The organism is Magnetospirillum sp. UT-4, from assembly GCF_902729435.1.
Taxonomy (GTDB): Bacteria; Pseudomonadota; Alphaproteobacteria; order Rhodospirillales; family Magnetospirillaceae; genus Magnetospirillum.
Map to the genome: position 1 here is coordinate 1 of NZ_CACVCG010000067.1, position 25,452 is coordinate 25,452.

Genomic DNA, 25,452 nt, shown 5'->3' on the forward strand with positions numbered 1-25,452 from the left:
ACGGACCCTAGTCCAGGATCTCCCAGCGCCCTTCGGGCAGCAGGCAGGCGGTGCCGGTGAGTCCCTCGCGCCGCCCCTCGCCGGCGATGTGGAACGCGCGGCAATGGCGCCCGGCGGCGGAAAAGCTGCGCAGCGGCATCATGCGCCAACCGCTGCCGTCGGCGCCGTCCCAGGCGATCGGCCGGCCGTCCGGCAGATGGCTGAGCGCCTCGGCCACGCAGCCGCGGTCGACCGCGTCGGCGGGGGCGGCGCCGAGCAGGTCGTCGGCGGCATCGGCGCCGATCTGGTCGCGGTCGCAGGTGCCCCGGTTGAAGCCGAAGGGCAGGCCGCGCGCCACCGGGACCCGGGCGGCCGATGCGGATTGGAGGTAGACCGGACGCGCGTCGGAGCCGGAAGGGGCGGCGTAAACCACGCGGTAATCGTCGTTGCCGCCAACATGGCGGGCCGGACCGAGGCCCGTCTGCAGCGGCCAGGCCCAGGCCCACGCCCAGGCCGGAATGTCGGCCCGGGCCGAGGGGGCGGTGGGTAGGGCGGCAAGGACGAGGACGAGGGCGGCGGCGAGACGGACCATGGCGGCACCCGGTGCAAGAAATTGTCCGGATATTGAAATCCCCGCAGCGCCGTAAGGCAACACTTGGCATGTATTAGTCCGATATTTTCCGCACCTGGACATGACGTTGCCGCCGATTGTCCGGAATATGACACGAAGGGGGTGGCGAGGCATTCCGGTATGGACAAGTTGATTGTTTTTCTCCTTCAGGATTAGAAGCCATGAACGTAAGAGCCTTTTTCTGCCTGTCCTTGGCGTTGACATTGGGCGGCTGCACCCATCCGGGTCCGCAATCGCCGCCCGTCGGCGCCCCCGGCCCCGGGCCGACCCCCCGCCCCGCCGCCCAGGCCGCTCCGGCGGCCGGGCTGTCGGCCCTGCGCCCGCCGCCGCGCCCCGCCGCCGAGGCGCCGCCGCAGCTGGTCGGGCTGTCCGATGCCGAGACGCTGGATCTGCTGGGGCAGCCGCAGGAGGAGGCCGAGCATGCCCCCGGCAAGGTGTGGGTCTATGCCGCCGGAGGCTGTCGGCTGTCGGTGCACCTGTTCCCCGACATGGATGCCGGCGGCTTCCACGCCCTCGACTACACCGCCTCGGGCGACGGGCGCGAGGCGTGCCTGGCCAAGGTGGCGGCCGCCGCCCGCCGGCCCCCCGACGCCTGAAGCCCCGACGCCTGATCCCCCCTTTCTCCCGCCGCCGCTTCGTGGTTGAGTAGGCGCGACGCCGGGGAAGGGAGGATGCGATGCTGAAGCGCCTGCTGTCGCTGGGAGCCGCCGCCATTGCCGCGGTGGCCTCGGCCTGCGAGGAGGGTCCGGCCTCGGTGGCCGGCGGCTGGCGCAGCCCGGCGACCTGGAGCACCATGGTCCATGCCAGCGCCTCGGGTCCCATGCTGGTGGAGGTGCGGGGCGACCCCTTCGGCCTGGGGCGCGAGGACCTGGCCGCCGCCGCCGCCCAGGCCATGACCAACCAGATCATCGGCCGCGCCCTGGCCTTCACCGCCGATCGCGACGCGGCGCCCAAGCCGCAATACCGGGTGGTGCTGGCCTTCGGCCCGGCCCCCGACGCTTCGCCCGACCAGCTGTGCGACGGCAGCGTCGCCACCGCCCGCGAATCGGGCGAGAAGATCACCGTGCTGGCCGTCTTCTGCGACCGCGGCCAGCGCCTGGCCTCGGTGACCGGCTGGGTGGCGCGGGTCGAGGGGGTGGCCGACAAGCGCTTCCGCCAGTTGCTTGGGCAGATGGTGCGCGAGCTGTTCGGCTCAGCACCATGAACGCTGATTCCGACCGCCTGACCGCCGTCGAGACCGCCCTGGCCCATGCCGAGGCCGCCATCCACGACCTGTCCGACATGGTCCGCAGCCAGGGACGCGAGATCGACGCGCTGAGGGGCGAGGTGACCCGCCTGCGCGCCGCCCTGATCGCCCTGCGGGACCGCGACGAGGACGGCGAGGGTGCCTTCGTCCCGTGACTCGCCGGCACCGGCGTGGTAGGCTGGTCGCCGGTCGAAGAAAGGAGACCTCCATGGACATTGCCAATATCGCGGCAATGGCAATGGCGATGCAGCGGGCAGAAGCGGCCCAGCAGCTGAGCCTGCAGATGACGAAGCAGGCGGCCCAGCAGGACGCCGCGGTGCTTCAGCTCGCCACTGCCGCCACCCAGAACGCCAAATCCGCCGGAACCGCCGGGCAGTTGCTCGACATCAGCGTCTGAGCCCGTTCACGATCAGGGATGGGCCGTCAGTGATGTGCCGGCGGCTTGTGCGCGGCCGGCGGCGGTGACGGCGCGTGGTGGTGGCCGTCGTCGCCGTCCTCGCCCTCCTTCGAGCGCACCACGAAGCCGCGCAGCACCCAGCCGGCGCCGTAGCCCAGCGCCACGAACAGCCACATGCCCGAGGCCAGGAAGATCAGCGCCCGGCGCAGCTCTTCCTCCTCGGGGGCGAAAACGCCCAGCGACCACAGCATCGGCGTGGCGAACATGACCGCGACGGCCCCCACCATTCCCATGCGGGTCCATCCCCCGGGCCGCAGCCATGTGAAGCGGATCGTCGACATTCCTGTCCCCCTCTGGTGCCTTGCGGCCATTGTCGGCATTCCCGGCCCGGGCCGCAACCGTCATCATATCCGCCCCGCCGCACCCAGGCGCGGGAAGAAAGCCGTGACAATTCCTTGTCCGGGATTGTATTTCTTGGATACGCACGGCCCCCCTCGCTGCGGGGACCGGCGGATTCGCGGGAGCAGGCGATGGCGGCAGGGCGCGCCTCTTACGAGATCCAGGTGATGAAGGACGGACGGTGGAGCACCGAATCCGTTCGCGACGAGGAAAAGGACGCCGTCCTTCTGGCCCGGCGCTTCCTCACCGACAAGAAGTGCGAAGGCGCCAAGGTGGTCCGCAACTGGACCCGCGCCGACGGCAAGATCACCGAGACCGAGGTGTTCGCCCAGCAGCAGAGCGTGCGCGAGGACGGCGAAATCCGCATCGCCCAGGTCGATGCCGCCCCCGCCAAATGCGAGGCGCCGGACGATTACGTCGGGCTGCAAAGCCGCGTGATGATGAACCGCCTGTTCCGCAACTACATGGAAAAGGTCTTCGTCACCCCCACCGAGCTGATCCACAATTACAAGGAACTCAAGCGGCTGCAGGACAAGGACACCCTGCTGCCGTCGGCGGTGGACCGGGTCGCCTTCCTGCAGACCAAGGAGGGCGAGCAGGATTCCCGCAGCCGCCGCGACGAGATCTTCAAGGAAGTCGACCACATCTCGGCCCGCGCCCGGCGCGCCGACGGCATGACCCTGCCCAAGCTGAACGGCTGCTTCCGCGAGATGTACGACAAGGTCGCCGGCCTGGCCGAGGCCGATGTCGACGCCGACTACCTGGCCATGGTGGTGCTGTCGCGCGATCTGGTGAACGTGCGCAACTGGGTGGGCAAGCTGGACCGCCTGTGCCGGCTGGCGGTCGAGGAGGGCGATCCCCACTCGCTGCAGCTGCTCGACGGCGTCATCGCCGATGTGCTGGGCGCCAACATCGTGCAGGAGATCCTGGGCTGGCAGCCCAGCCTGGCCGCCGCCATCGGCCGCATGTTCGACCTGGCCGAGGGCAACATGCCCACCGACGGCAGCGAGGCCGCCGAATCGGTCGACATGCTGAACCGCCTGTTCAAGGAGCACAAGCTGCCGGCCAGCCGCCTGTGCATGATCGACCGCGCCCACCGGCAGCTGCGCTCGGCCAATCCCCTGTACCGCAGCGACGCCTCCAAGGAACTGGAGGCCTTCGGCCAGGTGGTGCTGCGGGTGCTGACCCCGGCCGGCCTGCTGTTCGGCCCCGAGACCGCCGAGGCGCTGACCACCCGCTACACCCGCATGGTGGTGGAAGGCGGCGCCGCCGGGCGGCGCGCCGCCATCATCGGCGTCTTCAACGCCCTGCCCGACCGCGCCTATGGCCTGATGTACCTGTGCGAGCTGGCCGCCACCGACTTCGCCGCCGAGCACCTGGACGACATCGTCGCCGCCCTCGATCGGGTCTACGACGCCCGCGGCCTGTCGCAGCTGTGCGTGCGCTCGCTGCCGCCGAAGGAGCGCATGATGCGCGCCACCAACGCCCACAAGGTGGCCATGGCCTCGGTCTTCCCCGACGAGATCAAGATCAAGCTGGCCGACCACATCGACGGCGTGCTGGAGCGCTACCTGATCGACGAGCAGATCGTCGAGAAGCTGGACCACCAGGACAGCCCCCTGCGCGACCGCGCCGTCCGCCTGGTCCAGTTCTGCGCCGCCGGCGTGCTGCCCGAAGGCCGCGCCATGACCCGCGCCCGCCAGCGCATCCTGAAACTTCTGCGCCAGGCCAACTTCGACGCCCACTTCGTCGACGGCATCGACGACCCGGTCAAGGCCCAGAAAACCCTGCGCGACTTCCACCAGCTGCTGGTCCGGGCGGGGTTCGGGGGGTAGCTCCGCCGCCACCGGTCATTCTGTATCTCTGCCGCCCCGTCATGCCCGGCCTACACCGCCCGCAGCACCGCCAGCAGGCCGGGCACGTCGGCGCCGCCGTCGCGGCGGGTGACGGCATCTTCCAGCACAACCACCGTGAAGCCGTTCTGTTCCGCCAGCCGGCGCAGATACTCGGCGGCGTGGCCGTAGCGGTGCTTGGGGCCGAGGCGGTAGCTGTTGGTGTCGTCGGCCTTCTCGACGGTGAAGGCGAGGTGGCCGCCCGGCCGCAGGGCGTGGCGGGCGGCGCGGAAGACCGGGTCGAGGTCGCCCAGATAGACCAGCACGTCGGCGGCGACCATCAGGTCGTAGCGGGCGGGCCGCTCGGACAGGACGGCGACCAGATCGCCCTCGGCCAGGTGGTCGTAAAGCCGGCGCTCGGCCGCCTTGGCGACCATGGCCGGCGACAGGTCGATGCCGTCCAGGCGGCGGGCCAGCGGGCGCAGCACCGGCGCCGCCAGCCCGGTGCCGCAGCCGGCGTCCAGCACCTCCAGGTCGGTGGGTCGTGGCAGGATTCGGGCCAGCGCGTCGGCCAGCAGCGCCGGCGCGCAATAGTCCAGCCTGTCCACCAGGGTCTCGTCGAAGCGGGTGGCGTAATCGTCGAACAGCCGGCGGACATAGGCCTCGGGCGCCCGGTCCGGGGTGGCGGCGGCGCCGGTCAGGGCCAGGCCCAGGGCGGCGCCGTGGCGATCCTCGGGGTCGAGCGCGAGGCAGCGTCCATAGGCCGTGGCCGCCCGCGCGGCATCGCCCTCGGCGCGGCGGGCCTCGGCCAGGCAGTACCAGGCGGCGGCATCGGACGGCGCGGTCGCCACGGCGCGCTCGAAGGCGGCGGCGGCTGCTGCAGGATGGGCCTCGGCCTGGCGCACCAGACCAAGCTCGGTCCAGGCGGCGCCGCTGCGTCCGTCCAGCCGGGTCGCCTTCTCGGCGTGGCGGCGGGCGTCCTTGAGCCGGCCCAGGGCGCGGTAGGACGCGGCCAGGTTGACGCGCGAGCCGGAATGGTCGGGCCGCAGCGCCACCGCTCCTTCCAGGATGGTGGCGGCCTGGGCGAAGCAGCCCAGGGCCGTCAGCGCCAGCCCGAAATTGTTGAGCGCCGCCGGCCAGTCGGGGCGCAGCGCCAGCGCCCGTTGCAGGCAGTCGACCGCCTCGGCGTTGTCGCCCTTCTGCTGCAGCAGCCCGCCCAGGGTGTTCCACGCCTCGGCATGGTCGGGGCTGGCGGCCACGGCCCGGCGGCAATGGTCGATGGCCTCCTCCGCCTTGCCCAGCCGGGCGAGCAGGGCGCCCAGGCGGGCATGGGCCTCGGCATGGCCGGGGGCGAGGTCCAGCACGGTGCGGAAATGCAGGCAGGCCTCGGCGAGGTCGCCGCCCTGCTCCAGCGCGCGGCCCATGGCCAGGTGCGGCGCCACCTGCCCGGGCGTGATCTTGATCGCCTGGGCCAGGTGGCCGGCCGCCTTGCGGCCGTGGCCGCGCTCCAGTTCGATCAGCCCCAGCAGGTAATGGGCGCCGCCGAACGCCGGCGCCGCCTCGGCGAGGCGCAGCGCCAGCCGCCGCGCCTCGGCCTGCTGTCCCGCCTCGAAGGCGTGCATGGCCTCGGCGAATGTTTCGGCGACACTCCGTCCCGCTGTTGCACGCATACCGTCTCCGATGGTCCTGGCCTCTTTCAAATGCCGCGTCCCGCCATAGCTGTTACGATAGACCCACGTCCGGGTCGCGACAACGAAGGATGCCGCCCATGGACGACCCCATTGAGATCCGCTTCCACAACCTCGCCCCCTCGGAGCCCATGGAGGCGGCCATCCGCGAACGGGTGGCCAAGCTCGACAGGATCTATCCACGCCTTACCCGCTGCCTGGTCTCGGTCGAGGTGCCGCACCGCCAGCACCGCAAGGGCAACCAGTTCGAGGTCCATGTGGAGATGTGGGTGCCGGGCGGGCACCTGGCGGTCACCCGCGAACCCCACCGGGCGCGCGAACGCTATGCCTCGCCCGACGCCTACGCCGCCATGCGCGACGCCTTCGATGCCGCCGAGCGGGTGCTGATCGACTACAAGCGGCAGCTCAACGGCGAGGTCAAGCAGCATGGGGAGGACCGCACGGACGGCACCGGATGACAGGACCGGCGGGGCGGGCTACACTCCGCCGGAGATAAGCCGTCGGAGGGGTTCCGGTGCGACTGTGGTCGGGATTGCTGCTGGCGCTGGTCCTGCTCGCCGCCGGGCCGGGGGCGGCGGCGCAGGACTGGCCCAAGGGCCGCACCGAGGCCCGCGACACCCGCCTGGGCACCCATCCCGACCTCACCCGGCTGGTGCTGGACGTCAGCGAAGTGTCGAAGTTCTACACCCATGTCGCCGACGAGGGCCGCCGCATCCTGGTCGGCATCCCCTCGGTGGACTGGGAGGCCAACCGCCACCGCCTGAAGCCGTTCGGCCTCATCGCCCGCTTCGACTTCATGCGCCGGGGGCTGAAGCGCGGGCTGCTGGTGATCCACACCAATGCGCCGGCCCGCATCGAGCACCAGTTCACCCTGCCGCCCGACCCGGACGACAACAAGGGCAACCGCCTGGTCCTCGACCTCGCCCCGCGCGACCTGCCCGGCAAGGCGGCGATGCCGAAACGGGTGCCGAAAAAGACGGCGGCGGACCCGCCGGCCGCTGCGCCCGTGGGGCCGGCCGACCCGATGCCGGTTCCCGAAAAAGCCCCCCCGCCAGCCGCCCCACCCCCAACTTCGCCCAGCTTCCCGGCGCCGATCCGGTAGATGTCGTGCCTGACGGTTGAATTTCCGTGGGAGTCCGACGTATAACCGCCGCTGGTCTTACCGATGGTGGTTATCGGCATGCAGTTTGAAATCATTGTGACGGATGTCACGCACATGAAGCGCGGCGAGGTGTGCGTGGCGGGCTGGTGTCCGGCGGAAATGCGCATGATCCGTCCGCTGCGGGCCGGCGGGCAGTTCTGGCGCAAGGAGGACATCGGGCCGCACCTGTTCGAGATGGGAAACGTGGTGGCGCTTCCCGGGCCATTCAGGGACGGCGTGCGGACATTCCCCCATGCCAGCGAGGACGTCGTCCTGGTTGAACCGCCGAGGCTGGTGCGCTCCATCCCCTTGCGCGAGCTTTCCGCCGCGCTGTCGCCCTCGCTGTCATTGAGCGTCGCGGACATCTTCGGCCGCCCGCTCGAGGGCCGGAAATTCATTCCCGTGGGCACCGAGTGCCGCTCGCTTGGCGCCATCGACACCAATGCCAAGCGGCTGAGCTTCGAAGAAAAGGAGACCGAGGACGGTCCGAAGCTGCGCTGCTGGTTCTATGACGAGAGCAACGTGTCCTACAATTTCGCGGTCTCCAGCCGCCTGCTGCGCCAGGCCTGGCAGGACGGCGGACTCGCGGCGTTGGAGGCGTTGCGTGCGGGACACCGGCGCGCCCATGTCCGGATCGGCCTGGCCGGTGACCTGGAGGATCATTGCTACGCCATGGTCAACGGCATCCTGTTCCACTAAGATCGGAGGGCTCGGCAGGAGGCGCCATGGGCGACGGACCGGTCATCTTCACCATCGGGCATTCGACCCATTCCGCGGAGCGGTTCCTCGCCATGCTGAAGGGGGCGGGCATCACCGCCGTGGCCGATGTGCGCTCGGTCCCCTACGCCCGCCACACCCCCCAGTTCAATCGCCCCGCTCTCAAGGATGCGCTCAAGGCCGAAGGCATCGCCTATTCGTTCCTGGGCGAATCGTTGGGAGCGCGCCCGGCCGACCGGGCCTGCTACCGCGACGGGGTCGCCGCCTATGATCTCATCGCCGCCACCACCGCCTTCCGGGACGGGCTGGACCGCGTACTTCAAGGGGCGTCGAGTTACCGGATCGCCTTGATGTGCGCCGAAAAGGAGCCGTTGGATTGCCACCGCGCCGTGCTGGTGGCGCGCCACCTGGCCAAGCTCGGCGCCGGCATCCGCCATATCCTGGCCGACGGGACGGTCGAGACCCAGGAGCACCTGGAGGGCCGCCTGCTGAAAATGACCGGGCAGGACACCGCCGACCTGTTCGACGACCCGTTGGACAAGGCCTATCGCCTGCGCGGCGAGCGCATCGCTTTCGCCGAGGAAGGCGAGGAGAGCGGAGCCGACCGAAAGGCCGCGGTATGAGGCTGATGACCATCGGGTTCACCAAGACCAGCGCGGAAGGCTTCTTCACGCGCCTGGTGCGCGCCGGGGTGAAGCGAGTGATCGACGTCCGGCTGAACAACACCTCTCAGTTGGCCGGCTTCGCCAAAGCGGCGGACCTTCGCTACTTCCTCGAATCCATCGGCGGTATCGGCTACCGGCATGAGCCGCTGCTGGCCCCGACCCAGGACATCCTGGACGCCTACAAGAAGGAGAAGGGCGACTGGTCGCTGTATGAGCGGCGCTTCCTGGCGCTGATGGCGGCACGGGAGGTGGAGCGCCGCATCGATCCGGCGACCCTGGAGGATGGCTGCCTGCTGTGCAGCGAGGACAAGCCTCACCATTGTCATCGCCGCCTGGTGGCGGAGTACCTGGGGCGCAAGTGGTCGGTGCCGCTGGAGGTGCGGCACCTGTAATCTACACCGCCGTGCCGCCCACCGTCAGACCGTCCAGGCGCAGCGTCGGTTGGCCGACGCCGACCGGGACGCCCTGGCCGTCCTTGCCGCAGGTGCCGATGCCGGGGTCGATCTGCAGATCGTTGCCGATCATGGTGACCCGGGTCAGGGCGTCGGGGCCGTTGCCGATCAGGGTGGCGCCCTTCAGCGCCGGGCCGATGCGGCCGTCCTCGACCAGATAGGCCTCGGTGGCGGCGAAGACGAACTTGCCCGAGGTGATGTCGACCTGACCGCCGCCGAAATTGACGGCGTAGACGCCCTTCTTCACCGAGGCCAGGATCTCGGCCGGGTCCTTGTCGCCGGCCACCATGAAGGTGTTGGTCATTCGCGGCAGCGGCGCGTGGGCATAGGACTGGCGCCGTCCGTTGCCGGTGGCCTTGCTGCCGGTCAGCCGCGCGTTGAGGCGGTCCTGCAGGTAGCCGACCAGGATGCCGTCCTCGATCAGGGTGGTGCGGCCCGAGGGCGTGCCCTCGTCGTCGATGGTGAGCGAGCCGCGGCGGTCGGGCAGGGTGCCGTCGTCCACCACCGTCACCCCCTTGGCCGCCACCCGTTCGCCGATCCGGCCCGAGAAGGCGCTGGTGCCCTTGCGGTTGAAGTCGCCCTCCAGGCCGTGGCCGACCGCCTCGTGCAGCATGACGCCGGGCCAGCCCGGACCCAGCACCACGGTCATCTCGCCGGCCGGGGCGGGGATCGAGTCCAGGTTGACCGAGGCCTGGCGCAGCGCCTCATCGACGCAGCGGCGCCATTCGGCCTCGCCGATCACCCCGTCATAGGCGAAACGGCCGCCGAGGCCATGGCTGCCGGTCTCCATGCGGTCGCCGTCGCCCAGCACCACCGAGACGTTGATGCGCACCAGCGGCCGGATATCGGCGGCATGGCTGCCGTCGGCGCGCAGGATGTAGACCGCCTGCCACGACCCCGCCAGGGTGGCCGAGACCTGGCGCACCCGGCCGTCGCGGCCGCGGGCATAGGCATCGATCTTCTCAAGCAGCCCCACCTTCTCGGCGAAGGGCAGCAGCGCCAGCGGGTTGACGTCGGTGTAAAGGGTGCGGTTGGTGCCGGCCGGGCCCAAAGCCATGGTGCCCGAATGGCCCGAGCGCACCGCCCGCACGGTGTCGCCGCCGCGCCTGATGGCGTCCACCGACAGCTCCGAGCCGTGGGCGTAGCCGTGCGCCTCGCCGGCCACCGCGCGCAGGCCCCAGCCTTGCGCGGTGTCGAAGCTGGCCGACTTGATCTGCCGGTCGTCGAGGACCAGGCTTTCCGACTGGCGGTATTCCAGGAACAGCTCGCCGTCGTCGGCGCCGGCCAGCGAGTCCGCCACGGCGGCGCGCACCCGGTCGGTATCCAGGCCGGCGCGGACGAAGAACAGCTCGTGGGCGTGGGCGTCGTGGGGCATCGGGGGTCCTTTGCGATTGTAACGGCTGGAGGATTGGCAGCGGCCGGCGGGGCAGTGTACACCATTGGAAGGCGGAACATTTGCCTCAAGGGGAATATAGGGAATGGCCGACACGATGCCAGCCCGGGTTCCGGCGCTGACCGAACATCCCGGACGCCGCGCGCTGGCCGGCGAGGTGCATGCCCGTCCTTACGAACAGGTGAGCGCCCCGCTGCGCGCCAGTCACCTCGCCGTCCTGCACGACGGCGACGATGCCGCCCGCGAACGGTCCCATCTGGCCGAATTGCTGGCCAGCCACGGGGCCGAGCCGCCGGGCGAGGGGGCGACCTATTTCTCGCGCGAGCTGGGGGCGCTGCGCCTGCGGTGGGAGCGCCACACCGAGTTCTCCAGCTACACCTTCCTGCGCTTCGACGCCTTCGACCAGCCCTTCTCCCCCACCGCGCTGGACCTGGTGCCGGTGGATTGGGTCGAGCGCCTGCCGGGCCAGCTGATGACCGCCGTCCACCTGGCGGTCGAGGGGCGGGTGCGCGGCTCCGACGACATGGCGGCGCTGTTCGACGGCAATCCGCTGGTCGGCTCCACCGTGCTGGGCGGGGCGGGCGAGGCGTGGACCGATTTCCGCCTGCATGCCGACGGCTTCGGCCGGGTGCTGGTGCGCGACCGCTCGCTGACCCGCGGCCAGACCGGGCGGATGCTGCAGCGCCTGCTGGAGATCGAGACCTACCGCATGATGGCGCTGCTGGCCTTTCCCGTCGCCCGCCACGCCAATGCCGAGGTGGCGCGCATCGAGCGCGCCCTGGCCGACATCGTCACCGAACTGGCCGACCCCGAGGTCGAGCAGAACGACCGCGACCTGCTGGACCGCCTGACCGGGCTGGCCGCCCAGGCCGAGCGGCTGGACGCCGACACCAGCTTCCGCCTGACCGCCGCGCGGGCTTATCACGCCATCGTCGGCCAGCGCATCGCCGAGCTGCGCGAGGACCGCATCTCCGGCGTGCAGACCATCGAGGAATTCATGGACCGCCGCCTCACCCCGGCCATGAAGACCTGCGAATCGGCGGCCGAGCGCCAGGCCATGCTGGGACGGCGGGCGGCGCGGGCGGGCGACCTGCTGCGCACCCGCGTCGATATCGCGCTGGAAGAGAAGAACCGCGACCTGCTGAAATCCATGGATCGCCGCGCCCACATGCAGCTGCGCCTGCAGGAGACGGTGGAAGGGCTGTCGGTGGTGGCCATCAGCTATTACCTGTTGGGCCTGGTGCTCTATGCCGCCAAGGGGGCCAAGGCGGCCGGGCTGCTCGTCGACCCCGACATCGCCGCCCTGGCCGCCATCCCCATCGTGGTCGGCGGCGTCATGCTGGGCGTGCGGCGCCTGCGCCGGGTGCTGGGGCATGGCGGCGGGGAGTAGATCACTCCGCCTGCGGCAGCGCCACCAGGCTCAGCCAGTACTTCTCCAGGCTGCGGATGGCGTCGATGAACTGGGTCATCTCCACCGGCTTGACCACGTAGCCGGCGGCGCCGTTGCGGTACGAGGCCATGACGTCGCGCTGCACGTCCGAGGTGGTCAGCATCACCACCGGAATGGTGGCCAGCTCCGGGTCGCGCTTGATCTCGGCCAGGAATTCGCGGCCGTCCATGCGCGGCATGTTGAGGTCGAGCAGGATCAGGTGCGGGCGCGGGCAGTCGCGGTCCCGCCAGCGGCCGAGGCGGCGCAGGTAGTCCAGCCCGTCGCGGCCGTCCTCGGCATGGCGCAGATCGACCCGCATATCGCCTTCCTCGAAGGCGGCCCGGGTCAGATGGGCGTCGGCCGGCACGTCCTCGACCAGCAGGACGGTGCAGATTTTCGCCGAGCCCTCGTTCATCGCGGTTCTCCCGGCGGCAGGCTGACCACCACGGTCAGTCCGCCTCCCTGCGTTTCCTCCAGCGCCACCCGGCCGCCCACGGATTCCGCCATGCGCTGCAGGATGGCCAGGCCGATTCCTGTCGAAGTCTCCCCGGCCCGCACGTCCAGCCGCTCGAACACGGCGAAAACCCGTTGGCGGTATTCCGCCGGGATGCCGGGGCCATTGTCTGCGAAGCGCAGAACGACCATCCCATTTATCATGGCCCCATCTATTTTGATTTGCAACCGTTCGTGACGATCGCGGTGGCGGACGGCATTGTCGATGATGACGAACACCATCTCGGTCATCCGCCGCCGGTCCAGGTGAACCGGGGGCAGGTCGCCGACGGTGACGGCGGCGCCGGCTTCCCGCAGCGTGGCGTCGAGGCGCTCCAGCACCGAGCGCACCACGCCGCCGCTATCCAGGCTTTCCGTGCGCCCGAGCGGCTGGTCCGCCGCCAGGTACAGTTCGACGTCGCGCACCAGGCTGCGCAGCCGGGTCGCCTCGGCGGTGAGGTATCCCAGCGACGCCTCGGCCTCGGGATCGTCGAGACGCCCGGCCAGGCGGGCGGCGAGGCGCTGGGCGAAGGTGATCAGGCGCCGGGTCGGCTCCTGCAGGTGGTGGGCCGATATCTCCGAGAAGCGCTGCAGCTCGGCATTGCGCCGCACCAGCTGGTTCTGCGCCGCCTGCAGCGAATCGGCCATGCCGTTGAAGGCGGCGATCAGGCGGCGCAGCTCGGGGCTGCCGGCCGGCTTCAGGCGCCGCTCCATGGCGCCGGCCGCCAGGGCCGCGGCGCCGTCCTCGACCTGGCGCAGCGGCGCCAGGCCCGAGCGCAGCACCAGCCAGATGCCGAGAAAGTCGATGCCGACCGCCAGGGTCAGGATGGCGAAATGGTGCAGCAGCTGCGTCCAGGCGCGATCGACCATGTCCTGGATCGACAGGGTCAGCGTCAGCGTGCCGTAGATGCGCCCGCCGATGGTCACTTCGGCGCTGCCGCGGGCGTCCTCGAAGGCGAGCAGGCGGCGGAACCAGCCGGGCGCGGTGCCGGCATCGGCGAGGGCCTGGCTCGCCACCACCGTACCGCCGGTGTCGAGGAACGCCGCCTGGGTCAGGCGCGGCCGCTGGACGTAGCGGTCCAGGGTCTGCTGCAGGGTCGAGAAGTCGCCCACCACCACCACCTCGGCGATGGCGGCCGGCAGGGTGTCGAGCTCGGCGGCGAGCTCCCTGGCGAGGTCGTGGTTGGCATTGCGCGCCGCCTCGCCCACCGACACGAACAGCATCACCGAGCCGGCCACCAGCAACGCCGTGGTCGCCGTCGCCAGCAGGCGGACCAGGAACGGCAGGCGGTCGAGGGCGACGGCGATTCGGGACACGGCCTACTTGATGTCCTTGACCAGCGTGGTGCGGTAGAACTCGACGTAGCTGGCGTAATCGGCCTGGGTGGCGGCGTGGAAGCCATAGGGCGGGGCCTGGCCGACCAGGGCGCCGCTGGCCTCCAGCACCTTGGCGCCCTCGGCATCGGACTCCATGGCGGCGACCGCCTCGCGCACCGCGCGGGCGGCGGCCTCGGGCACCCGCGGATGGACGGCGATGGGAATGTTGTGGAACGCCGCCGAGTCCCACAACACCCGGTACTTCACCCCTTCACGGGCGGCGAAGGCGCGCATCACCTGGTTGTTCACCCCGGCGGCGATCACCTTGCCGGCCTTCAACTGGCCCATGATGCCTTCCTGGTTGCCGCCGAACACCGGGGTCACCGGGATTTCCTTGCGCAGCAGATGGTCCATGGGCACCGCGTAGCCGACGAAGGCGGCCTGCGACGGGAAGCCGACCTCGCGCCCGGCAAGGTCGGCCAGGGTGCGCACCGGCGACTCCTCCAGGGTGACGATCTGGCCGGTGATGGCTTCTGTCTTGGGGCGCAGGATGACCTGGTATCCGGGCGCCGCCATGCTGGGCTGGAAGATGGTATTGGAATAGACGAAGTCGTATTCGCCGGCGGCGGTGGCGGTGTTGGATTCCGGGGCGGTGCGGGCGATCTTCAGCTCGAGGCGGATGCCGCTGCGCCGGAAGACGTGGTCCAGGATGGGGTTCCAGTACTGGGCGGTGAGGATCGCGCTGCGCTGCGACAGCACGCCGAAGGAATAGCTTTCGGCGGCAGTGGCCCCGGGCGCGGCCGAGAGGGCGATCAGGGCGGCGAAGACAAGCTTGATCCAGGGTGCCATGGTCGCTCGCCTCCGGAGGATGTTCCACCGGGCCTCTCTAATACTTTGGTCTTGGAAAGTCCAGTGCAGGCTGTCCGCGCCGGGCGATCACCGCCGCCGCGCCGCCAATTCCCGCTCCGCGTCGGCCTCGGCGCCCGAGGGCAACGGCGCCGCCGGGTCGGCGATCCAGGCGGCGATGTCGTCCAGCACCACCTTGGCCTGCAGGTCGCGCAGCAGCATGTGATAGCCGCCAGGATAATAGGCGATGCGGGTCCGGCCCTGGCGGTGCAGCGCCCCGGCCATGGCCCAGGTCGGGTCGGGCGGGATGATCTCGTCCTTGGCGCCGTACAGCACCAGGGTCGGAAGGCGCAGCCGCGGCGCCGCGGCTGCGGCCTCGTCCATCAGGTCGACCAGGCCCTTGACGGCATCGACCCGGGTCGCCTTGATGACCAGCGGGTCGGCCGACAGCCTGCGCAGCATCTCGATATTGTCCGAGGGCGTGATGCGCAGACCCTCGCCGGTCAGCCGCCAGCCGGGCGCCAGCTGGTAGGCCAGCCACAGGGCGGCGCGCTGGACCAGGCCCATGGAGGACCGCCCCCACACCGCCGGCGCCGACAGGATCAGGCCGCTGACCTGGGGCGGCGGCGTGCCGGCGGTGGCCAGGATGGCCACCGCCCCGCCCATGCTCTCGCCCAGAAGATAGAGCGGCACGCCGGGATGATGCGCCGCCACCAGCCCGGCGGCGATGCGCAGATCGGCGGCCATGGCCTCGGCGCCGGACCAGTAGCCGGGATGGGGACCCTGGCCGAAGCCGCGCTGGTCGTAGGCATAGGCGGCGATGCCCCGGGCCGCCAGGGCCTTGCCCGGTTCGTCGAAGAAATTGGAATAGTCGTTCATGCCGTGCAGCGCCAGCACCACCGCCTTGGGCCGTCCCGCCGGCAGCCACGAGCGCAAGGGCAGGCGGGCGCGGTCGGGCGACAGCCAGTGGTCGCCGTTCATCTCGGGCGCCGCCACAGGCGGCCCCGGCGGATGGAACTGCGCCGCCGCACAGGCGGTGAGGAAGAGGGAAAGGAGGAGGGCGGCAATAAGCCCCCTCCCCCCTTGCGGGGGAGGGTTGGGGTGGGGGGGAACCGCGTCGGCGTTCGAGTGTGCGGCTTCACCCCGCCCCCGACCCCTCCCCATCAAGGGGAGGGGAGAAAAAAAGGGAAGACCCCTCCCCATCAAGGGGAGGGGCGAAAACCCCCTCCCCCCTTGCGGGGGAGGGTTGGGGTGGGGGGGAACCGCGTCGGCGCTTGAGTGTGCGGCTTCACCCCGCCCCCGACCCCTCCCCATCAAGGGGAGGGGAGAAAAAAAGGGAAGACCCCTCCCCATCAAGGGGAGGGGAGAGACGTTGCGCCACCTCATTGCCGTGTCGTCAGCTGCAGGAAGATGTCTTCCAGGTCGGTCTCCTCGGTGGAGAGGTCGGCGATGCCGAGGCCGGCGCCGCGCACCGCCTCCAGGATGGCCGCCACCGGCATGGCGGAGGGCTTGTAGCGGATCACCATTTGGCGGTCGGGGCGCAGCTCCGGCGCCAGCGGCTCCAGCGCGGCGGGAATTTCCGTCAGGTCGCCGTCGAGGGTGAGGATCAGGCTCTTGGAATCCAGCCGGCCCAGCAACGCGCGGGTGGTGTCGCAGGCGACCAGGGTGCCGTGGTTGATGATGGCGATGCGGTCGCACAGCTCCTCGGCTTCCTCGAGGTAGTGGGTGGTCAGCACGATGGTGGTGCCGGTGCGGTTGAGTTCGCGCACATAGGTCCACAGCGACTGCCTGAGCTGGATGTCGACGCCGGCGGTGGGCTCGTCGAGGATCAGCACCGGCGGCGTGTGCACCATCGCCTTGGCCACCAGCAGGCGCCGGCGCATGCCGCCCGACAGGGTGCGGGCATAGGAATCGGCCTTGTCGGCCAGGCCCACCGCCTCCAGGATTTCCATGGTGCGGCGCTCGGCCCGGGGCACGCCGTACATGCCGGCCTGGACATCGAGCAGCTCGCGCGGGGTGAAGAACGGGTCCAGGTTCAGTTCCTGCGGCACCACCCCGATGGCCGCCTTGGCGGCGCGCGGCTGGCGGTCGAGGTCGCGGCCCCAGATGGCGACCCGGCCTTCGGTCTTCATCACCAGCCCGGCCAGGATGTTGATGAAGGTGCTCTTGCCGGCGCCGTTGGGTCCCAGCAGGCCGAAGAACGAGCCCCTGGGGATGGCCAGCGAGATGCCGTCCAAAGCCTTCTTCGGTCCGCCGCGGCCCTTGTAGACCTTGATCAGGCCCTCGGCCTGGACGGCGTTGGCGGGAAGCGGCGGGGTGGTGTCGATGAGTGTTTGAACCATGGCCGGCAATGGGTATCATCCGCCGGTTTCCACGGTCAACGGATGAGCCGCCATGCCTGTCGCATTCGAAAGCACTATCGCCTCTCCCGCCCAGACCGAAACCCAGGTGGTCGACACGCCGGTCATCGCCTGCGACGGCGGCAATGGCGGGCTCGGCCATCCCCGCGTCTACCTGAACGTCGGCGCCGAGGGCAGCGTGGTCTGCCCCTATTGCTCGCGCCGCTTCGTGCTGGCCGAAGGAGCCAAGGTCGGCGGGCACTGACCGCCTTGGCCGCGCCCCTTCGCCACCTCTATCTGGTCGACGGCTCGGGCTTCATCTTCCGCGCCTTCCACGGCCTGCCGGCCATGACCGGGCCGGACGGCACGCCGGTGAACGCCGTCTACGGCTTCACCACCATGCTGGCCAAGCTGCTGGGCGAGACCGACGCCGACCACCTGGCGGTGATCTTCGACGCCGCCCGAAAGACCTTCCGCTCCGACATCTATCCCGCCTACAAGGCCCACCGGCCGCCGGCACCCGAGGATCTGGTGCCCCAGTTCCCGCTGATCCGCGAGGCGGTGCGGGCGTTCAACGTTCCCTGCGTCGAGATGGAGGGATTCGAGGCCGACGACCTCATCGCCACCTATGCCGCCCAGGCGGTGGCGCAGGGCGCCCGCGTCACCATCGTGTCGTCGGACAAGGACCTGATGCAGCTGGTCGGCGACCGCGTCGAGATGCTCGACCCCCTCAAGAACCGCGCCATCCGCGCCGCCGAGGTGATGGAGAAGTTCGGCGTCGGCCCCGAGCGGGTGGTGGACGTCCAGGCGCTGTGCGGCGACGCCACCGACAACGTCCCCGGCGTGCCCGGCATCGGCATCAAGACGGCGGCGCAGCTGATCGCCGAATACGGCGACCTCGACACCCTGCTGGCCCGCGCCGGCGAGATCAAGCAGCCCAAGCGGCGCGAGACGTTGCTGGGCAATGCCGAGATGGCCCGCCTGTCGCGCGAGCTGGTGCGCCTGCGCCGCGACGTGCCGGTGCCCGAGGGCCTGGACGGCTTCGGCAAGCGCCGTCCCGATGCCGAGACCGTGGCCGCCTTCCTGCGCCGGATGGGGTTCAAGAGCCTGCTGGCCCGCATGGGAGCGGCGCAGGGGCAGGCCGGCACGGCAGGAGATGTCCGGGTCGAGCCCGGGCATGACGGGGCAAAAGAGGTCGTCATGCCCGGGCTCGACCCGGGCATCCACGCCAAGGCTGAGAAGCGCTACGAGCTGGTCACCAGCCTGGAGGCGCTGGAACGCTGGGTCGCCCTGGCCACCCGCATGGGCACCGTCGCGGTGGATACCGAAACCAATTCCCTCGATCCCCTGCGCGCCGATCTGGTCGGCGTGTCGCTGGCGGTGGAGCCCGGTCTGGCCTGCTACATCCCGGTGATGCACAGCCCGGCCGCGGCCCAGGGCTCGCTGCTGCTGGGCGATGCCGGGGCGCCCGAGACGCCCGACATCCTGCCCCGCGCCGAGACTCTGGCCCGCCTCGGGCCGCTGCTGGCCGACCCGTCGGTCCTGAAGGTCGGTCACAACATCAAGTACGACCTGCAGGTGCTGCACCGGGCCGGCGTTTCCGTCGCCCCCATCGACGACACCATGCTGCTGTCCTACGTGCTCGACGGCGCCGCCCACGGCCACGGCCTGGACGAACTGTGCCGCCTGCATTTCGATCACGAGACGGTGAAGTACGCCGAGGTCTGCGGCAGCGGCAAGGCCCAGGTCACCTTCGACCGGGTGCCGCTGGACAAGGCCCTGGGCTACGCCGCCGAGGATGCCGATTACTGCCTGCGCCTGCACCTGCACCTCAAGGCCCGGCTGCTGGCCGAGCGCATGGTGACGGTCTACGAGACGCTGGAGCGCCCGCTGGTGCCGGTGGTGGCGCAGATGGAGCGGCACGGCATCAGGATCGACGCCGCCACCCTGCGGGCGCTATCGACCGAGTTCGGCATCCGCATGGCGGCGCTGGAGGAGGAGATCCACCGCCTCGCCGGCCATCCCTTCAACGTCGGCTCGCCGCAGCAGCTGGGCAAGGTGCTGTTCGAGGAGATGAGCCTGCCCGGCGGCAAGAAGACCAAGACCGGCCAATGGGCCACCGGCGCCGACGCGCTCGAGGAACTGGCGGCGCAGGGCCACGATCTGCCCGCCCGGCTGCTCGACTGGCGGCAATTGTCCAAGCTGAAGAGCACCTATGCCGACGCCCTGGTGGCCCAGGTCAATCCGTCCACCGGCCGCGTCCATACCAGCTATTCCCTGGCCGGCACCTCCACCGGCCGGCTGGCCTCGTCCGATCCCAACCTGCAGAACATCCCCATCCGCACCGAGGAAGGCCGCAAGATCCGCCACGCCTTCGTGCCCGAGCCGGGCAACGTGCTGATGTCGGCCGACTACTCGCAGATCGAGCTGCGCCTGGTCGCCCATGTCGCCGCCATCGAAGGCCTGCGCCAGGCCTTCCATTCCGGCGCCGACATCCACGCCATCACCGCCAGCCAAGTGTTCGGCGTGCCGGTGGAGGGCATCGATTCGGGGCTGCGGCGGCGCGCCAAGGCCATCAATTTCGGCATCATCTACGGCATCTCGGCCTTCGGCCTGGCCAACCAGCTCGGCATCGGCACCGGCGAGGCCAAGGCCTATATCGATGCCTATTTCGCCCGCTATCCGGAGATCCGCGACTACATGGAGCGGACCAAGGCCGAGGCCCGCGAGCAGGGCTTCGTCACCACCCTGTTCGGCCGCAAGGTCGCCACCCCCGGCATCAAGGACAGGAACGGCGCCATGCGCGCCTTCGCCGAGCGGGCCGCCATCAACGGCCCCATCCAGGGCGGCGCCGCCGACATCATCAAGCGCGCCATGATCCGCCTGCCGGCCGCCCTGACGGCCGAGGGCCTGACCGCCCGCATGCTGCTGCAGGTCCACGACGAACTGGTGTTCGAGGTGCCCGCGGCCGAAATCGAGGCGACCCGGGCGGTGGTCAAGCGGGTGATGGAGGCGGCGGCCGAGTTGTCGGTGCCGCTGGTGGTCGATGTCGGCACCGGCGCCTCGTGGGACGAGGCGCATTGACGGTCGCCCCGGTGTGGTGTATATACATATTATAATTACGGCACGGGGCGTGACGATGCCGGCCTAATGTCTCGGTAAGGGGATGCCGGTATGGCCGCGCCCGAGTTCGAGTGGGACGAGGCGAAGAACGTCTCCAATGTTTGCAAGCACGGGATCGGCTTTGAGAGCGCGGCGACGATGTTCGCCGGTCCGGTCCTGGTCAAGCCCGACCGCCGGTTGGACTACGGCGAAGACCGCTTCCTGGCAATCGGACTGCTGGATGAGCGGGAGATTGCCGTGGTGTTCACTCCCAGGGATGGGCGCTATCGCCTGATATCAGCCCGGAAGGCACATGACCATGAGCGAAGAGCGTATCGTGCGGCGCACCCTCGACACCCTGAGGCCGGGTAAGACCGATTGGGAACGCCTTGACCGCATGACCGACGAGGACATCGAGCGGGCCGTCGCCGAAGACCCCGATGCGGCCCCGATCCTGGACGAAACGTGGTGGGCGGATGCCCAACTGGTCCTGCCCGAGCCCAAGGCGCCCATCTCCATCCGGCTCGACCGCGAGGTGCTGGACTGGTTCAAGGAGCAGGGGCCGGGCTACCAGTCGCGCATGAACGCGGTACTGCGCGCCTATATGAACGCTCACCGCAAGGCCGGCTGAGCCTTTCCCCCGCCCGCGAATTGGTGTACCTAAGATATGGGGTTCTGAGCATCACGGCGGGGTGTGTGCATGTCCGGTGCCGGCGATCTCCTGTCCATGTCCCTGGCCGATCTGGTCGAGGAACGCAAGCGCCTGGACGGGCTGCTGGACGATGCCCTGGAGCAGTTCGCCCGCTTCGAGGAAGAGTTCAACCCGCGCATGAAGGTGGCTCCTCCCGATCAGCTTCCGGCCCTGATGGCCGAGCGCGCCAATGTCGAGGAATTGCTGGGCATCGCCACCCTGGTCGACCAGATCGATCTGGTGCGCCTGCGCATCGACGCGCTGAAGGCCGGCTGACTCTAGCCCTCCCCCTTGATGGGGGAGGGTTGGGTGGGGGTGGAGAACCGCGTCGGCGCCGTCGCGGAATCTCACCCCACCCCCAACCCCTCCCCATCAAGGGGAGGGGAGCAGAAAAGGGAAGCCCTCCCCATCGAGGGGAGGGGGGCTTTTCTTCTACCCCTCGCTGACCCCCGCCTCGCCGAAGGTGGCCATGCCGGTGTGGCAGGCGGCGGCGGCGCGGACCGCGCCGATGGCCAAAGCGGCGCCCGAGGCCTCGCCCAGGCGCATGCCGAAATCGAACAGCGGAACCTTGCACAGGGATGCCAGCAGGCGGCGGTGGCCGGGCTCGGCCGAGGCGTGGGCGACCACGCAATGGTCGAGGGCGCCGCGCCGTTCCGCCTCCAGGACCGCTGCCGCCGCGGTGCAGACATAGCCGTCCAGCAGCACCGGCACTCGCTTCAGGCGCGCCGCCAGCACCGCCCCGGCCATGGCCGCCAGCTCGCGCCCGCCGAGGCGGCGCAGCATCTCCAGCGGGCGCTGGCCGCCGTGCAGGGCCAGGCCGGCGGCGACCACCTCGGCCTTGCGCGACAGGCCGGCATCGTCCACCCCGGTGCCGCGCCCGGTCCACTGTCCGGCCTCGCCGCCGAACAGGGCGCAGGCCACCGCCGCCGCCGCCGTGGTGTTGCCGATGCCCATCTCGCCGACGCACAGCAAATCGGTGCCGTCGGGCACCGCATCCATGCCGGCGGCGAAGGCGGCGGCGAAGCCGGCCTCGTCCATGGCCGGCTGGCGGGTGAAGTCGGCGGTGGGGGTGTCGAGGTCGAGGGCGGTCACCTTCAACTCGGCGCCGAAGGTGCGGCACAGCTGGTTGATGGCGGCGCCGCCCTGCTCGAAATTGGCCACCATCTGGGCGGTCACCGCCGCCGGGAAGGCCGAGACGCCAAGGGCGGCGATGCCGTGATTGCCGGCGAACACCCGCACCCGCACGGTATCCAGGCGCGGCGGATGGCGGCCCTGCCAGGCCGAGAGCCAGCCCGACAGCTCCTCCAGCCGGCCGAGGGCGCCGGCCGGCTTGGTCAGCCGGGGCTCGCGCGCCGCCCAGGCGGCCCGCGCGGCATCATCCTCGGGGGGCAGGGCGGAGAGCAGAGCGACGATGTCGCTCACACTAGAAATGGAGGTATTCAAAGTCACTCTCCCCAACATATTGCGTTCTGACCCTCACCCGTCCTATAACTCATCGGACCAATCACGTCACCTTCGATGATGACCGAGCCGACCAAACCCACGCTGTTGTCCGAGCTGCTGCTGGCCGCCGGCTTCCTTACCCGGCTGCCGCTGCCGGCGGCCGCGTGGCGCGAGGGCGGGCTGGCGGCGTCCATGCGCCTGTTCCCGCTGGTGGGGGCCGGGATCGGCCTTGGCGGCGGGCTGGTGTTCCTGGCCGCCGAGGCATTGCTGCCGCCCTTGCCGGCGGCGCTGCTGGCGGTGCTGGCCACGGTATTGCTGACCGGCGCCCTGCACGAGGACGGCCTCGCCGACACCGCCGACGGGCTGGGGGCACGGGGCGGGCGCGACACGCGGCTCGAGGTGATGCGCGATTCGCGCACTGGGGCGTATGGTGTTCTGGCGCTGCTGTTCTCGGTGGGCCTGCGCGTCGCCGCCCTGGCCGCGGCGCCTAGCGGTCTGGCCGGGCTGGGGGCGCTGGTGGCGGCGGCGGCGCTGTCGCGCGCCATGGTTCCGGCCGCCATGCAGGTGATGGCGCCGGCCCGCGCCGACGGGCTGGGGGCGGGGGCAGGCGTGCCCCATGCCGGCGTCGCGGCGCAGGCGGCGGTGCTGGGCGTTCTTCTGGCCATCGCCGGCCTGGGCCTGGCCGCGCCGGCGGCGGTGCTGGCGGCACTGGTGCTGGCCGGCGGGGTGGTGATGCTGGCCCGCCGCGCCCTGGGCGGCTTCACCGGCGACGTGCTGGGGGCGGTGCAGCAGGCGGCCGAGATCGGCGTGCTGCTGGCGGTGGCGGGGGCGTGGGCATGACGCCGACCAACACTGCGTTGGTCGGCGTCTGGCGCCCATTGCGGGCGCGGCCAAGCAAACCGGAGGTTTGCGCCCGGCGAGGGGGAAACAAATGAGTTCAAGCGCCAGATGGTGGTTGGTCCGGCATGCCCCGGTTCCGTGCCCGCACGGGCGCATCCACGGCCGCCTGGACGTCGCCTGCGACATTTCGGACGAGGAGGATTTCCGCCAGCTGGCCCGGCGCATCCCGTCCCATGCGACGCTGGTGGAAAGCGGGCTGATGCGCTGCCGCCAGACCTCGGGGGCGCTGGAGGCGGCCGGCCTGGTGCTGCCGCCGCCGCTCATCGAGCCCGATCTGGCGGAGCAGGATTTCGGCCGCTGGCAGGGCCGTTCATGGCTGGACCTGGAAGCCGCCAAGGCCCCCGACCTCGCCGCCTTCTGGGCCGATCCCGCCCATGCGGTGCCGCCGGGCGGCGAAAGCTTCGCCCAGGTCTGCGCCCGGGTGGCCGGCGCGGTGGGGCGGATCAGCGAGCAGGCCATGGGCCGCGACATCCTGGCGGTGGTCCATGCCGGCACCGTGCGTGCCGCCCTGGCCTTCGCCCTGGGCATCACGCCCGAGCAGGCGCTGGGCTTCGCCGTGCAGCCCTTGTCGCTGACCCGCATCGAGGGCACCGCCGAAGGCTGGCGGATCGACTGCGTCAACGTCACCGCGGTGTAGGTTCCTCCACCAGCCATTCCACCCGGCCGCTTCCTTCGCCGGGAGCCAGCACCCCGGCGAGCCAGGGCAGCAGGGTTTGCAAGGCGGGTTCGAGGGTGAAGGGCGGGTTGACCACCGCCATGGCGCAGCCGTTGAGGCGGGCCGGGTCGTCGCCGCCGCGGATCATCAGTTCGGCCACCAGGGTCTTGGGCAGCCCCAGCATGGCGAGGTCGGCGAGGAAGCGCTCGACCGGCGCCCGCGCCTTGATCGGGTACCACAGGGCGTAGACCCCGGTGGCCCAGCGCTTCAGCGCCTGGCGCAGGCCCTCGCGCATGCGGGCGAACTCGTCGGTGACCTCGAAGGGCGGGTCGATCAGCACCAGGCCGCGCCGCTCGGGCGGCGGCAGCAGGGCCTTCAGCGCGCCGTAGCCGTCCGCGGCGTGGATGGCGGCCCGCCGCTCGGCGGCGAAGGCGCGGCGAAGCTCGGCGGCATCCTCGGGGTGGAGCTCGCACAGGGCCAGCCGGTCGCCCGGCCGGGTCAGCGCCGCCGCCACCGCCGGCGAGCCGGGATAGAAGCGCAAGCCGCCCTCGGGATTGAGGTCGCGCACCACCGCGAGATACGGGGCCAGCGCCTCGGGCGGCGCGGCGGCGGCCAGCACGCGGCCGATGCCGCCCCGCCACTCCCCGGTCTTCTCGGCCTGGATGCTGCCCAGATCGTAGGCACCAATGCCGGCATGGGTGTCGAAATAGGCAATCGGCGCGGGCTTGCGCACAAGGTGCGCGAGTATCAGTGCCAGCACAGCATGCTTGTGGACATCCGAAAAGTTGCCGGCGTGATAGGCGTGGCGATAGTTCATGTGCGTTATTCTTTCTCTTCCCGTCGCATCATGGAATTGTTCTTAGATGAAATCGAATGGTTACTCCGGTTTCATTGCGAGCCCGCTTGATCGTGAAACGAGGAATGGGTTAAGTTCCGTTCCGTCAAGACACAACGGGACCGGCGTGGCATGGGGGTGCGCGCCGGGCCAAGCGAATGGGGACTTCGATGGCGCGCAACGACGTCCATCTGACCGGGGTCGAGCGGCATTTCGGCACCGACGAGATCATCGTCAGCAAGACCGACACCAAGGGGCGCATCACCTACGCCAACGACGTGTTCATGCGGGTGGCGGGATACACCGAGCGCGAGGTGCTGGGCCAGCCCCACAGCATCATCCGCCACCCCGCCATGCCCCGCTGCGTGTTCAAGCTGCTGTGGGACACCATCGAGGCCGGCGACGAATGCTTCGCCTATGTGGTCAACCGCTGCAAGAACGGCGACCATTACTGGGTCCTGGCCCATGTCACCCCCACCTTCGACGCCGCCAGGTCCATCGTCAGCTATCATTCCAGCCGGCGCAATCCCCCGCGCGAGGCGGTGGCCAAGGCCGAGGGCCTGTACCGCGAACTGGCCGCCATCGAGGCCGCCGCCGACGACCGCAAGGCCGGCATGGAGGCCGCCTTCCTGGCCCTGATCGACCGCCTGCACGCCGCCGGCCTGCGCTACGACGAATTCGTCTTCACGCTGTGACGTGCCGGTTTCACTCTCTCGTGCGGGTAGCCTCATGTTGAGGAGGCCCCCTCGGGGGCCGTCTCGAAACACGAGGCGGGCCAAGACCGTGCGACGGGCCTCGCCCGAGAGACGCCGCGTCGCGGTTCCTCAGGGTGAGGCCCGAATGAGGCAGGGTATTTGGCGCCA

The 25,452-nt window shown here is 70.4% G+C and carries 30 protein-coding genes; 19 read left to right on the forward strand and 11 right to left on the reverse strand.

The features are described 5' to 3' along the window. Window positions 1–7 precede the first annotated feature (7 nt). A complete protein-coding gene (locus MTBUT4_RS10805) occupies window positions 8–571 on the reverse strand; it encodes a hypothetical protein (RefSeq protein WP_173979703.1) in 564 nt (187 codons plus the stop codon). Between the two features lie 200 nt (window positions 572–771). Between MTBUT4_RS10805 and MTBUT4_RS10810 the strand changes: the two genes are divergently transcribed. The 4 genes from MTBUT4_RS10810 (at window position 772) to MTBUT4_RS10825 (ending at window position 2,253) form a co-directional block, all read left to right on the forward strand. After that, window positions 772–1,206 carry a hypothetical protein gene (locus tag MTBUT4_RS10810; RefSeq protein WP_173979704.1) on the forward strand — a complete coding sequence of 145 codons (435 nt, stop codon included), beginning with the start codon at window positions 772–774 and terminating at the stop codon, window positions 1,204–1,206. 80 nt (window positions 1,207–1,286) lie between these two features. After that, complete coding sequence (locus MTBUT4_RS10815; RefSeq protein WP_173979705.1) at window positions 1,287–1,814, forward strand: hypothetical protein; 528 nt, start codon at window positions 1,287–1,289, stop codon at window positions 1,812–1,814. Then, the gene (locus MTBUT4_RS10820) at window positions 1,811–2,011 is read left to right on the forward strand and encodes a SlyX family protein (RefSeq protein ID WP_173979706.1); all 201 of its coding nucleotides are present in this window, start codon (window positions 1,811–1,813) and stop codon (window positions 2,009–2,011) included. Before MTBUT4_RS10815 ends, MTBUT4_RS10820 begins: the two co-directional genes overlap by 4 nt. Before the next feature lie 53 nt (window positions 2,012–2,064). After that, on the forward strand, window positions 2,065–2,253 hold the full coding sequence (locus MTBUT4_RS10825) for a hypothetical protein (RefSeq protein ID WP_173979707.1): 189 nt from the start codon (window positions 2,065–2,067) through the stop codon (window positions 2,251–2,253). 26 nt (window positions 2,254–2,279) lie between these two features. Here the strand turns inward: MTBUT4_RS10825 and MTBUT4_RS10830 are convergent, their stop codons facing one another. Further along, window positions 2,280–2,594 (reverse strand): hypothetical protein, encoded by a 315-nt coding sequence (locus tag MTBUT4_RS10830; protein ID WP_173979708.1) that lies wholly within the window; start codon window positions 2,592–2,594, stop codon window positions 2,280–2,282. 189 nt (window positions 2,595–2,783) lie between these two features. Here MTBUT4_RS10830 and MTBUT4_RS10835 point away from each other — a divergent pair, with 189 nt between their 5' ends. Next, entirely contained in the window at window positions 2,784–4,487 is a 1,704-nt protein-coding gene (locus MTBUT4_RS10835) for a hypothetical protein (RefSeq protein WP_173979709.1), read from the forward strand. Window positions 4,488–4,537: 50 nt separating this feature from the next. On the opposite strand, the gene MTBUT4_RS10840 is transcribed toward MTBUT4_RS10835, so the two are convergent. After that, a complete protein-coding gene (locus tag MTBUT4_RS10840; protein WP_173979710.1) occupies window positions 4,538–6,154 on the reverse strand; it encodes a tetratricopeptide repeat protein in 1,617 nt (538 codons plus the stop codon). A 98-nt stretch (window positions 6,155–6,252) separates the two neighbouring features. On the opposite strand from MTBUT4_RS10840, the gene MTBUT4_RS10845 reads away from it, so the two are divergent. The 5 genes from MTBUT4_RS10845 to MTBUT4_RS10865 all read left to right on the forward strand — a co-directional run bounded on the left by MTBUT4_RS10845 (window position 6,253) and on the right by MTBUT4_RS10865 (window position 9,087). Continuing rightward, window positions 6,253–6,630 (forward strand): HPF/RaiA family ribosome-associated protein, encoded by a 378-nt coding sequence (locus MTBUT4_RS10845; RefSeq protein WP_173979711.1) that lies wholly within the window; start codon window positions 6,253–6,255, stop codon window positions 6,628–6,630. Window positions 6,631–6,686: 56 nt separating this feature from the next. Next, a complete protein-coding gene (locus tag MTBUT4_RS10850; protein WP_173979712.1) occupies window positions 6,687–7,274 on the forward strand; it encodes a hypothetical protein in 588 nt (195 codons plus the stop codon). A 63-nt stretch (window positions 7,275–7,337) separates the two neighbouring features. Continuing rightward, window positions 7,338–8,012 (forward strand): hypothetical protein, encoded by a 675-nt coding sequence (locus MTBUT4_RS10855; protein ID WP_173979713.1) that lies wholly within the window; start codon window positions 7,338–7,340, stop codon window positions 8,010–8,012. Window positions 8,013–8,038: 26 nt separating this feature from the next. Beyond that, entirely contained in the window at window positions 8,039–8,653 is a 615-nt protein-coding gene (locus tag MTBUT4_RS10860; RefSeq protein WP_173979714.1) for a DUF488 family protein, read from the forward strand. 5 nt (window positions 8,654–8,658) lie between these two features. Further along, the gene (locus MTBUT4_RS10865; RefSeq protein ID WP_254434825.1) at window positions 8,659–9,087 is read left to right on the forward strand and encodes a DUF488 family protein; all 429 of its coding nucleotides are present in this window, start codon (window positions 8,659–8,661) and stop codon (window positions 9,085–9,087) included. Window position 9,088: 1 nt separating this feature from the next. Here the strand turns inward: MTBUT4_RS10865 and tldD are convergent, their stop codons facing one another. Beyond that, the gene (gene tldD, locus MTBUT4_RS10870) at window positions 9,089–10,522 is read right to left on the reverse strand and encodes a metalloprotease TldD (protein ID WP_173979716.1); all 1,434 of its coding nucleotides are present in this window, start codon (window positions 10,520–10,522) and stop codon (window positions 9,089–9,091) included. A 103-nt stretch (window positions 10,523–10,625) separates the two neighbouring features. On the opposite strand from tldD, the gene MTBUT4_RS10875 reads away from it, so the two are divergent. Then, a complete protein-coding gene (locus MTBUT4_RS10875; protein ID WP_173979717.1) occupies window positions 10,626–11,930 on the forward strand; it encodes a DUF3422 family protein in 1,305 nt (434 codons plus the stop codon). 1 nt (window position 11,931) lies between these two features. Here MTBUT4_RS10875 and MTBUT4_RS10880 read toward each other — a convergent pair whose 3' ends face one another. The 5 genes from MTBUT4_RS10880 to MTBUT4_RS10900 all read right to left on the reverse strand — a co-directional run bounded on the left by MTBUT4_RS10880 (window position 11,932) and on the right by MTBUT4_RS10900 (window position 16,966). Next, window positions 11,932–12,384 (reverse strand): response regulator, encoded by a 453-nt coding sequence (locus MTBUT4_RS10880; protein WP_173979718.1) that lies wholly within the window; start codon window positions 12,382–12,384, stop codon window positions 11,932–11,934. Further along, entirely contained in the window at window positions 12,381–13,778 is a 1,398-nt protein-coding gene (locus MTBUT4_RS10885) for an ATP-binding protein (protein ID WP_173979719.1), read from the reverse strand. Before MTBUT4_RS10885 ends, MTBUT4_RS10880 begins: the two co-directional genes overlap by 4 nt. A gap of 3 nt (window positions 13,779–13,781) precedes the next feature. After that, entirely contained in the window at window positions 13,782–14,627 is an 846-nt protein-coding gene (locus MTBUT4_RS10890; protein ID WP_173979720.1) for a phosphate/phosphite/phosphonate ABC transporter substrate-binding protein, read from the reverse strand. A gap of 87 nt (window positions 14,628–14,714) precedes the next feature. Next, window positions 14,715–15,620, reverse strand: coding sequence for an alpha/beta hydrolase (locus tag MTBUT4_RS10895; RefSeq protein WP_254434826.1), 906 nt, complete (start codon window positions 15,618–15,620; stop codon window positions 14,715–14,717). A gap of 386 nt (window positions 15,621–16,006) precedes the next feature. Then, complete coding sequence (locus MTBUT4_RS10900) at window positions 16,007–16,966, reverse strand: ABC transporter ATP-binding protein (protein WP_173979722.1); 960 nt, start codon at window positions 16,964–16,966, stop codon at window positions 16,007–16,009. A 52-nt stretch (window positions 16,967–17,018) separates the two neighbouring features. On the opposite strand from MTBUT4_RS10900, the gene MTBUT4_RS10905 reads away from it, so the two are divergent. The 5 genes from MTBUT4_RS10905 to MTBUT4_RS10925 all read left to right on the forward strand — a co-directional run bounded on the left by MTBUT4_RS10905 (window position 17,019) and on the right by MTBUT4_RS10925 (window position 21,032). After that, window positions 17,019–17,228: a zinc-finger domain-containing protein gene (locus MTBUT4_RS10905; protein ID WP_173979723.1), complete on the forward strand. Its 210-nt coding sequence runs from the start codon at window positions 17,019–17,021 to the stop codon at window positions 17,226–17,228. An 83-nt stretch (window positions 17,229–17,311) separates the two neighbouring features. Continuing rightward, window positions 17,312–20,047: a DNA polymerase I gene (gene polA / locus MTBUT4_RS10910; RefSeq protein ID WP_371737811.1), complete on the forward strand. Its 2,736-nt coding sequence runs from the start codon at window positions 17,312–17,314 to the stop codon at window positions 20,045–20,047. Window positions 20,048–20,137: 90 nt separating this feature from the next. Next, window positions 20,138–20,437 (forward strand): BrnT family toxin, encoded by a 300-nt coding sequence (locus tag MTBUT4_RS10915; RefSeq protein ID WP_173979725.1) that lies wholly within the window; start codon window positions 20,138–20,140, stop codon window positions 20,435–20,437. After that, window positions 20,385–20,696, forward strand: a complete 312-nt coding sequence (locus MTBUT4_RS10920; protein ID WP_173979726.1) for a BrnA antitoxin family protein — start codon at window positions 20,385–20,387, stop codon at window positions 20,694–20,696. The genes MTBUT4_RS10915 and MTBUT4_RS10920 overlap by 53 nt, the downstream gene beginning before the upstream one ends. A gap of 69 nt (window positions 20,697–20,765) precedes the next feature. Beyond that, the gene (locus MTBUT4_RS10925; RefSeq protein WP_173979727.1) at window positions 20,766–21,032 is read left to right on the forward strand and encodes a hypothetical protein; all 267 of its coding nucleotides are present in this window, start codon (window positions 20,766–20,768) and stop codon (window positions 21,030–21,032) included. 156 nt (window positions 21,033–21,188) lie between these two features. Here the strand turns inward: MTBUT4_RS10925 and cobT are convergent, their stop codons facing one another. Then, a complete protein-coding gene (gene cobT, locus MTBUT4_RS10930; RefSeq protein WP_173979728.1) occupies window positions 21,189–22,217 on the reverse strand; it encodes a nicotinate-nucleotide--dimethylbenzimidazole phosphoribosyltransferase in 1,029 nt (342 codons plus the stop codon). Window positions 22,218–22,277: 60 nt separating this feature from the next. Here cobT and cobS point away from each other — a divergent pair, with 60 nt between their 5' ends. Beyond that, window positions 22,278–23,039 carry an adenosylcobinamide-GDP ribazoletransferase gene (cobS, locus tag MTBUT4_RS10935; protein ID WP_173979729.1) on the forward strand — a complete coding sequence of 254 codons (762 nt, stop codon included), beginning with the start codon at window positions 22,278–22,280 and terminating at the stop codon, window positions 23,037–23,039. A 91-nt stretch (window positions 23,040–23,130) separates the two neighbouring features. Further along, window positions 23,131–23,736, forward strand: coding sequence for a histidine phosphatase family protein (locus tag MTBUT4_RS10940; RefSeq protein WP_173979730.1), 606 nt, complete (start codon window positions 23,131–23,133; stop codon window positions 23,734–23,736). Here the strand turns inward: MTBUT4_RS10940 and MTBUT4_RS10945 are convergent. Further along, entirely contained in the window at window positions 23,723–24,571 is an 849-nt protein-coding gene (locus MTBUT4_RS10945) for a 23S rRNA (adenine(2030)-N(6))-methyltransferase RlmJ (protein ID WP_173979731.1), read from the reverse strand. The two genes, MTBUT4_RS10940 and MTBUT4_RS10945, sit on opposite strands and share 14 nt — an antisense overlap. Window positions 24,572–24,759: 188 nt before the next feature. Here MTBUT4_RS10945 and MTBUT4_RS10950 point away from each other — a divergent pair, with 188 nt between their 5' ends. Then, the gene (locus tag MTBUT4_RS10950) at window positions 24,760–25,284 is read left to right on the forward strand and encodes a PAS domain-containing protein (RefSeq protein WP_173979732.1); all 525 of its coding nucleotides are present in this window, start codon (window positions 24,760–24,762) and stop codon (window positions 25,282–25,284) included. The last annotated feature ends 168 nt before the right edge of the window (window positions 25,285–25,452 follow it).